Here is an 8,611-nt window from a genome sequence, read left to right on the forward strand (position 1 = left end):
AGCTGGCCAGCGTCGTGGACCCATTAACATCATACCAAGGAGTCTTTTTGTTTCTCAAACCTCGTATTTCTTCATTATAGGAATGCTGCCCTTTACTTCAACAAAAGCTGCAGCTGATCCTCTGATCTGCTGCAGCTTTATTAATTGAACTATAGTTCCCCGATAGCTTAAAGATAAAACGGCTATATTACCATCCTGTAGACTCCTGCCTCACCGAGAAAATCATTTCTCGTTAATCCTTTTTCTCCAAGCAATATCCGATAATTCGTTATGGTACCATCATGCGAGATAATAAATACTCTCTTATAAATTTGTGGGGTCCAATCTAATAATTGCTTTGCATATCCCTCGAAAACATCTTGGTCGATCCTATTTATACCTTCTTTCCAACAGTCCAAATCAAAATCAAGAATTTGAACATCTCCATATAAGTTTGTAATTTCATTTTTAGAAAGGATTTGATCACAAGATAGAAAAAGGGACTCCGGATTTTGAGGGAACATTCTTGGGCCAACAAAAGGGGAAATAATGAAGTCTAAACTATTGTGTAATATAGATGCTGTTTCAATTGTACGTTTAGTTGGACTTACAAGCATCAAATCATTAGGGTTAATTTTTATTTTCTCTCGTAGTTGTGTCACCTGAAACTCGCCGTATTCTGTCAGACTAGGGTGTAGAGTGTTCAACTGATTGGGATAATCTTTGAGGTGTTCTCCGTGACCGTGTCGAATAAATAAAAACTCCATCTATCTGCCCCCTAACTTTAAAACCGATTCTCTTAAGTATAGAATGTTCTATGTCATAGATGTAATCAGTAATTTTGAGCGGTGCCATTTATTACATTTATGGGAATAAGAATAAACGCCCTTTAACATGTAAAGCTGCCGAAATTATCGGCAGCCTCGCCAAGGGGTGTATTCTGCTATCGTTCTTACGTTAGTTGAATCAAAAAGCCCACCTATGATCCGAAGGTAAGCACTCATCACAAAGCAATTTATCGTTATAGACTGCCCCATTGTCTAATCCAAATAACGCATCATGCCTTTCTCTATCTGTCGTCCAACACCCACAATTCGCACATTTACCACAATTCATAATGCCTGGATTTAATATTCGAAATGAAGATTGATTCCACTTTAGAAAGACTTTCTTCTCATCAGATTCTAAGGTTAGATTCTCACACAACTTGTTTTGGATTTCTTGAGATAGTTCAAATTCGTTCTCATCTATTTCGACGTAGTAACTAATGTTAACTAATATAGTTTTTTTCAATTTGCACCTCAGTGGTATTCTAGTTATCTTTTAAGTCGTCTAGAGAGGTTGACTATGTCCTATTTGACTTTCGGGGCAATCTGCTCATTGTATATTCAACTAAAGTCTCCCGGTAGTTTAAACAATTTTAGTTTCGCACAAATTCAGCAGATATAATGGTTTTGTTCCAATCCACATGTATTGTGTATGAGCCAGGCTCCAATTTCAAAAATGTCTTTTCATCTGTATAATCCTGACCAGGCTCCAAATCTATGTAGTCTTTTATTGGAACCCCACCTTCGTCTACTACATTGTTATCTTTTAACAACTTATATCTTGCTCCACCAATAACAGTCACCATTTTTTCGCTTTGATTTTTGAAAGTATAAGTTATTTTAGTATCGGAACCTAAGTTTTCTACCTTAACCGAACCCACTAAATCAGATTGATTTGTATTACTGTTTGAATCTGATGGTTCATTTGTAGAAATATTCGTGGCTGATAATTCAGTGTTTATTGGTTCTGACTCCGTATTTGCCTTTGTACAGCCTGCAAAAATCATGCACACTACTAAAACTAACATTATGATAGAGCTATTCATTTTCATCATTAATATCACCTCGATTTAATCAGACGAACACTTTCTTGAATAGGTTGCTAATTTCAAGGCTTAGTCACCATTCAGGTAAACTGCCCTTTAGCTCAACAAAAGCTGCAGCTGATCCTCAGATCTACTGCAGCTTTATTGATTGAACTATAGTTCCCAGTTAGCGGAATAGCGTGAATAAGGTACTCGTTAAAGGGGACTGTCCCCTAAGTGTGACAACAAAATGGCACGTAACTCCTCTATTTCCTTAATCACTGCTAGAGGGCGAGGCTCTTGAGGTACTTGATAATTCTTCTTATTTAACCATATAGCTTTCAACCCTACTTGTATTGGAGCCGCAACATCATTTGTCCAAGAGTCGCCCACGACAAGTACCTGTTCTGGTGGTAAAGAAGTCATACTTAGAACATAATGATAAATTTCTGGGCTTGGTTTTTCATATCCGATAACTTCAGATATGAACACATACTCTTTTGGAATGATACCATCTAATCCGATTGCCTCCAATTTATCACACTGCCACCCTTTGCTTCCATTCGTCAATACTCCTATTTGATAATAATTACTAAGATCCTTAATGGTTTTGTTTATCATCACATTAGGCTTCATATGCTTTTTACTTATTGATTGGTAGAACATTTCAAAGTTAATTGCCGTTTCTACATCCGTTATTTTCCCCATTTGATCCATGGAATAGAGAAAACGTTTAGTCCGATATTCGTCAAAAGAAATTTGTTTGCTGTCTAATTTCTTTACCAATGATTGTTCTACATTGCTAAAAACTTCAAATAAATCATTACTATTCATTTCACTGGTGAAAAAATGATTTCTGAACGCGTCCTTAACACTATTTTCCCAATAGTCGTCAAAGTGTAAAAGTGTATCATCCAGGTCAAACAATACCATTTTAATTGGATACATAATACTCTCCCATCCATTGTGTGATGAAAAAGACTTCCTGAATATTATTTTTCCAATTTTAACCTTCCACTCAGATGCATGCAACACTTATTTTTAAACATTCTTTCAATTTGTTACTGTTCTAACGAGTTAACGAGTTGAAGTTACCGATGGATACTGTAGCTCAACTTTTTTGCCCGTCCCTCGGCATCTCAAAAATATTGTCACTCACTATCATGCCCGTTAACGTAATAAAGCTGCCGATCAGTGCCGGCAGCCTCTTCCTGTTCCTTTGTTCAACTATCGTTCTCCGTCCCTCGTTTTTAAGGGTTTATCTCACATATACTCACTCATTCGCAGGATTTCGTCACCTTGGATCATGTCCATCTCAGGAAACAGCGCAGTTGATACCGTATGAGGTGGTTGGCTGGGCATGCGGAAATAGAGGAAGACTCAGGAAATATTCCCCAGACTGTTTCTACTGCACGCATACCCCACAGGATCCTTGGAGGTTCACCCTCCCACAACTCAACGGGTCAATGCCCTTACATTCCTTCGTTATACCTGTCCAAGGTGTGGAGACCGATAGCGTTTAGCGGATGGGTCGTAGCCCTTATGGAGAACGAACTCGGTCCTCCGTGCTTTCTTTGTGAAATCCCGCGAATGAGTCAATATACGTGATTACTTTTGATTTAAGCTGCTTCTGACCAGGTTAAGACGGTTTTTTCTGGCGTGAACTTTTCTCCTCGTTGAACAATACCAACTAGTATTCGTGCCAACTTTCCTATTAGCTTAAATATGGATTGCTGCTTTTTCATCTTCTTTTCTTGCACATTATGTTCATGCAGATGACGGAAAACAGGGTTGTTCCAAACGAGCTGAACAGTTGCAAGATAGAGATATTTTCGCAAGGCAGAGTCTCCTCGTTTCGAAAGAACTATTTGGCCTTTCCGCCTACCAGATGAACTTTCAGCCAGATTTAGGCCAGCCTTACGCATTACCTGACGTCCATGCGCATACTGCCTCAGATCCCCAGTACCAGCTAAAATAGCCGCAGTGAAGATCTTCCCAAGTCCTTTTATGGTACGAAGCTGCTGCGCCATAGGAATCTCTGAAAGCAATACTTCGATGTCCCTTTCAATCTGTTCAAGCATCGTAGTAACACGCTCAAATTCTTCAATGAGCCGTCTTAAATCTGCTTTTGCTTCTTCTGCAGCGGCTTGTTCTCCAACACTACATTTCGCTCGTGCGATAAGTTGTGCAGCCTTCTCAAACCCTGTTGAGCCCCCAACTCGCTGCATATGCACTCTCCAGGCGTCAATGACATCATGTACTATATAGTTCTCGAGATCCTGTGGGCAAGGGAAGGTTTTGAGGGTCGCCATCGAACGCTTACAAGTCCAGTCCTTGAATACAGAAGGATATTCGGGAAACCGAATGTCCAGCCAGCGTACGATCCGATTCTGCAACCGTACACTACATGTCACCCAAAATTCCCGGTCGCTCATTATGGTCTTCAATCGTTGGAATACAAGTGATTGACGTGTATATTCGTAGTAAAAGCCCCGGCTGACTGAGTCTGCGATAGTAAGAGCATCTTTAGGGTCATTCTTTGATTGGCTATTATCTCGGTTTTCTTTGTTTCTCTTTGTTGTGGCTGGATTTACCATGACCACGTGTATTCCCTTATCTGATAACCAGTTGGCCAGGTTAAACCAGTAATGGCCTGTTGGCTCCATACCGATAATGAGCCTCTTTAATCGGTGTTTTTGCAGTAACTCCGTCATCCAGCGGTTCAATTTTTCAAAGCCTTCAATACTATTTGAGAATGAGAGATGACGTTTGGAAACCACGATTCCTCGGAAATTCGTAGCTTGTGCCACATGGGTTTCTTTGGCCATGTCGATTCCTATAACAAGATGTGCGGTGGTAATTTGTTGAATGCGTTGATTTTGAGCGTCTGATTGCTTAAACTTCATAGTAAGAGCGCCTCCTTGATGTGTTGTCGACAAACCCATCATAACGAGGCGCTCCTTTTTTTACAAAGCCCATTTCTTAGGCTCTACAGGAATGTTTAGCTAAATAACTCAGACGTCGACGATATCCTTCTTTATTGATTCCTCATCTCGATTTCTTCTCAGCAATACTTGGTATAATGAAACAGCAAAAAGCAACATACCAATAATCATAAACAGAATACTAATTACATAAGGTGCCCTCAACATGGTTGCATTCAAAGCTAAAGAAAATTTTCCAGGCGGGTCACTCCATCCCGTCATATGGGGAACATAATTTGCAATTGCCAGATACACCATTCCAAAAAGTAATGTTCCACTTAATAAGAAGCTAGAAGCTGATACTAACAGCAATCTCATCATAGTTGGACTCCTCCTGACCCGATGACAATGTGAATTAATGGAAATATTTTACCACAGCAGAGATTTAAATAGAACAAACAATTTCTATGCAAAACTGCCCATTAACGTAACAAAGCTGCCGATCCTACGCCGGCAGCATCATTCAGTTTTGGCTATTCAACTAATGTTCCCAGATAGTTTAATGATCAACTGGACGAAGTGGATCTAGACATTGGAGAACACATCCTGTAAGTTGCTCCAATTATCCCCGATCCAGATATTTTCTTCTCGAAATCTCTTTAGTGGCAGTGAATCATTTTCTCCTTCGACCGCAACCCACTCCGCTTCCTTCCACCATGTTAACCTAACAGACCTGACTAATTTCTCCAGCGTTAATGGCTGGTATTCGCGATAACCCTTTACGAATGCAGCCACACTATCCATATGTATAGACCCGTTATCCAACATGCAGGACAATATAGGTCGTGAAATGTCAAACTCAGGATAAACAAAGTGCATCCTGTCAAAATCAAGAATTGCTGATAATGAATCGCGAGTGAATAAAAGGTTATCTACGAATAAGTCCCAGTGTCCCCACCCTCGTTCGCAATTCGAAAAAATATCCATATCCGTTTCATCAAGGATCTTCCTTTGTACTTCCAATGCCCTGATCGTTTTCTCGGATTTCACGTTATTTGCATGAATCCATCTTATATTCAAACGCTCTAACATCTCTTCTTTGTTCCGAATGTCCCAATGTAATGGATAAGCGTTCAAATTGTTCGAATTTAAAATTTGATGCATTTTTCCTATGGCATTCCCTAGAGTATACGCTTGATTTTCATTTACTGAACCTGGTAGTAAAACGTTACCTTCACAGAGATTCATTAAAACGAACCGCTCTTGAGAAGGTGTCCTTAACACATACCTCCCTAGATTTGAAAACAATTTTGGAGTAGGGATGCCTTCGTTATGTAAATTAGATTGATGGATCAAAGAGATCTCAAGACCGTTAACAAAGCTTTCGGGGTAGCGTGTCTTATTGTATTGCTTTACAAATAAACTCCCTACATCCGTTTCAATTTTCCATTTTAGATTTAAGTAACCTTGCTCGATCTGCAAGAAATCATAGATTTTTATCCCAAACGTATCAGTAATTGAGCCTAAAATATCATCCCTGACTACATCGGACATTATACTCCCCCCCACTTTATATAGAACTGATGTTCGAAATCCATTATAGACCATGTTTGTAGGGGAAGTCATTACTACGCAAAACTGCCCTTTACTTCAATAAAGACCGGCAGCGAATCTGCTGCTGCGGTTCTTGTAGTTTTAAACTAATGTTCTCCGTTCAATGGACCAGGTGCAATTATGTGTAATTATGTAACATCAATTTCATAGAAAGCCGTTGGGTAAAAGTCGAACATTACTTTTTCGCTCACCTTCCTAAACCCTTGCATCTCGTAGAACCTACACAAACTTGGCCTGTCTGCAGCACAATCGAGCCGCAAATATTTTTTCTTTTGATCCTTTGCAAGTGATTTTGCCCAATTTATCATCTGAGCAGAGATACCATTTTTCGCAAATCTTCTTCGTACAGCTAATTTGTGTAGAAACAGTGAGTCATCTACCGCATCAGGCCAAAAAATCGTATCTTCACACTGGAGAATCATAGCTGCGGCCGCTTGGTTGTCAATGTAACCAATGAATAATTCATTCATTGAGTTGCTACTCAGCAATTTTCCTAACGTTAATTGTTCAACTTTCCACATTTCCTTACCTTCACTTTTTAGCCACGCTGCTGCTTCGCAAAGTATAGAAACAAAATGCGGCAACTCATTCTCTGAAACATTTTTTACTTGTAATCCCATTCAGTTTCACCTCCGATTATGCTTAATTGGCGACATTTGATAAGCATTCATGTTTCCAAACATTCTGTAAAATTACTACGCAATCCTGCCCGTTAGTTGAGAAGACGGCAACCACATCATTGGCTGCCGTCTCTTCGTGCTTATTGAGCTATCGTTTCCCGTCCCTCGGTTTTAAGGGTTTATCTCACATATACTCACTCATTCGCAGGATTTCAACACCTTAGATCAGATCAATCTTAGGATAGAGAACAGATGAACCCGGTTGAGGTGGTGGGCTGGGCATGCGGAAATAGAGGATTATTAGGAAATATTCCCCAATTCATTTCTACTGCACACATACTCCACTGATCCCTTGGCGTTCACCCTCCCATGACTCAACGGGTCATTGCCCTTACAATCCTTCGTTATACTTGTCCAAGGTGTGGAGACCGATAGCGTTTAGCGGATGGGTCGTAGCCCTTATGGGGAACGAACTCGGTCCTCGTGCTTTCTTTGTGAAATCCCACGAGTCAATATACGTGATACTTCTACCTTAAGCTGCTTCTGTCCAGTTCAAAACCGTTTTCTCTTGCGTAAACTCTTCTCCTCGTTGAACAATACCAACCAAGATCCGTGCTAGTTTCCCGATTAACTTAAAGATGGACTGCTGCTTTTTCATCTTCTTTTCCTGTACATTATGTTCATGCAGATGACGGAAAACAGGGTTATTCCAAACAAGCTGAACGGTTGCGAGATAGAGATATTTTCGCAAGCAGAGTCTCCTCGTTTTGAAAGAACAATTTGTCCTTTGCGCTTTCCGGACGTGCTTTGGGCCAGATTAAGGCCAGCCTTCCGTAAAACCTGGCGTCCGTGCGCGTATTGCCTTAGATCCCCTGTACCTGCTAATATGGCCGCGGTGAAAATCTTCCCTAGCCCTTTAATGGTGCGAAGCTGCTGCGCCATAGGGATCTCCGAAAGCAGCGCTTCGATGTCCTTTTCGATCTGTTCTAGCATGGAGGTCACACGCTCAAACTCTTCAATGAGCCGTTTTAAATCTGCTTTCGCTTCATCAACAGCCACCCGTTCTCCAACACTTCGTTTAGCTTGTGCGATCAGTTGCGCTGCCTTCTCGGTCCCCGTAGTGCCCCCGGCACGTTGCATATGGACTCGCCAAGCACTAATGACATCCGATACCGTATGCTTCTCAAGATCCTGTGGACAAGGAAAGGTTTTAAGAGTCGCCAATGAACGCTTACAGGTCCAGTCTTTGAACACAGAAGGATATTCCGGGAAACGGATGTCCAGCCAGCGTACAATTCGATTCTGCAGCCGCACACTATTCGTCACCCAAAATTCTCGGTCACTCATCAAGGTCTTCAAGCGCTGGAACTCATGTGACTGACGCGTGTACTCATAGTAGAAACCTCGGCTGACGGAATCTGCAATGGTCAGTGCATCTTTTGGGTCATTCTTTGGCATCGCTGTACACATGTGGCCATGGAGAGTACCGGCGTCTACTGGAAACCCATCGTCAATCTGCTGGAAGCTGAGGAGATTCAGTTTCTTGTCGTTAACGCCCAGCATATTAAGGCGGTCCCTGGCAGGAAGACGGACGTGAAAGATGCAGAGTGGATATGCAACTT

8 protein-coding genes and 1 pseudogene are annotated in these 8,611 nt (G+C 41.1%); 1 reads left to right on the forward strand and 8 read right to left on the reverse strand.

Annotation, left to right across the window (positions count from 1 at the left end):
* Window positions 1-182 precede the first annotated feature (182 nt).
* The 8 genes from FHT67_RS29520 to FHT67_RS29555 all read right to left on the reverse strand — a co-directional run bounded on the left by FHT67_RS29520 (window position 183) and on the right by FHT67_RS29555 (window position 8,459).
* Complete coding sequence (locus FHT67_RS29520) at window positions 183-746, reverse strand: phosphoglycerate mutase family protein (RefSeq protein ID WP_167202131.1); 564 nt, start codon at window positions 744-746, stop codon at window positions 183-185.
* Between the two features lie 653 nt (window positions 747-1,399).
* A complete protein-coding gene (locus FHT67_RS29525; RefSeq protein WP_208403717.1) occupies window positions 1,400-1,858 on the reverse strand; it encodes a hypothetical protein in 459 nt (152 codons plus the stop codon).
* A gap of 189 nt (window positions 1,859-2,047) precedes the next feature.
* The gene (locus tag FHT67_RS29530; RefSeq protein ID WP_167202133.1) at window positions 2,048-2,779 is read right to left on the reverse strand and encodes an HAD family hydrolase; all 732 of its coding nucleotides are present in this window, start codon (window positions 2,777-2,779) and stop codon (window positions 2,048-2,050) included.
* Window positions 2,780-3,450: 671 nt separating this feature from the next.
* Window positions 3,451-4,737, reverse strand: coding sequence for an IS110 family RNA-guided transposase (locus FHT67_RS29535; protein ID WP_167202134.1), 1,287 nt, complete (start codon window positions 4,735-4,737; stop codon window positions 3,451-3,453).
* A gap of 108 nt (window positions 4,738-4,845) precedes the next feature.
* On the reverse strand, window positions 4,846-5,136 hold the full coding sequence (locus FHT67_RS29540) for a hypothetical protein (RefSeq protein WP_208403719.1): 291 nt from the start codon (window positions 5,134-5,136) through the stop codon (window positions 4,846-4,848).
* A gap of 204 nt (window positions 5,137-5,340) precedes the next feature.
* Window positions 5,341-6,309: a phosphotransferase gene (locus FHT67_RS29545; RefSeq protein WP_167202135.1), complete on the reverse strand. Its 969-nt coding sequence runs from the start codon at window positions 6,307-6,309 to the stop codon at window positions 5,341-5,343.
* Between the two features lie 188 nt (window positions 6,310-6,497).
* The gene (locus tag FHT67_RS29550; protein WP_167202136.1) at window positions 6,498-6,989 is read right to left on the reverse strand and encodes a GNAT family N-acetyltransferase; all 492 of its coding nucleotides are present in this window, start codon (window positions 6,987-6,989) and stop codon (window positions 6,498-6,500) included.
* A gap of 654 nt (window positions 6,990-7,643) precedes the next feature.
* On the reverse strand, window positions 7,644-8,459 hold the full coding sequence (locus FHT67_RS29555; RefSeq protein WP_481856745.1) for a transposase: 816 nt from the start codon (window positions 8,457-8,459) through the stop codon (window positions 7,644-7,646).
* Here FHT67_RS29555 and FHT67_RS29560 point away from each other — a divergent pair.
* Window positions 8,445-8,611, forward strand: a pseudogene (locus FHT67_RS29560) (IS110 family transposase); the annotation flags it as partial. The gene FHT67_RS29555 and the pseudogene FHT67_RS29560 sit on opposite strands and share 15 nt — an antisense overlap.

Origin of the sequence: Paenibacillus sp. BK720, from assembly GCF_011761545.1 — a bacterium.
Classification (GTDB): Bacteria; Bacillota; Bacilli; order Paenibacillales; family Paenibacillaceae; genus Pristimantibacillus.

What these genes read in the sequence shown, in the direction of transcription:
- FHT67_RS29520 (WP_167202131.1), bottom strand. Translation starts at nt 746, where the DNA reads ATGGAGTTTTTATTTATTCGACACGGTCACGGAGAACACCTCAAAGAT.
- FHT67_RS29525 (WP_208403717.1), bottom strand. Translation starts at nt 1,858, where the DNA reads ATGAAAATGAATAGCTCTATCATAATGTTAGTTTTAGTAGTGTGCATG.
- FHT67_RS29530 (WP_167202133.1), bottom strand. Translation starts at nt 2,779, where the DNA reads ATGTATCCAATTAAAATGGTATTGTTTGACCTGGATGATACACTTTTA.
- FHT67_RS29535 (WP_167202134.1), bottom strand. Translation starts at nt 4,737, where the DNA reads ATGAAGTTTAAGCAATCAGACGCTCAAAATCAACGCATTCAACAAATT.
- FHT67_RS29540 (WP_208403719.1), bottom strand. Translation starts at nt 5,136, where the DNA reads ATGATGAGATTGCTGTTAGTATCAGCTTCTAGCTTCTTATTAAGTGGA.
- FHT67_RS29545 (WP_167202135.1), bottom strand. Translation starts at nt 6,309, where the DNA reads ATGTCCGATGTAGTCAGGGATGATATTTTAGGCTCAATTACTGATACG.
- FHT67_RS29550 (WP_167202136.1), bottom strand. Translation starts at nt 6,989, where the DNA reads ATGGGATTACAAGTAAAAAATGTTTCAGAGAATGAGTTGCCGCATTTT.
- FHT67_RS29555 (WP_481856745.1), bottom strand. Translation starts at nt 8,459, where the DNA reads ATGTGTACAGCGATGCCAAAGAATGACCCAAAAGATGCACTGACCATT.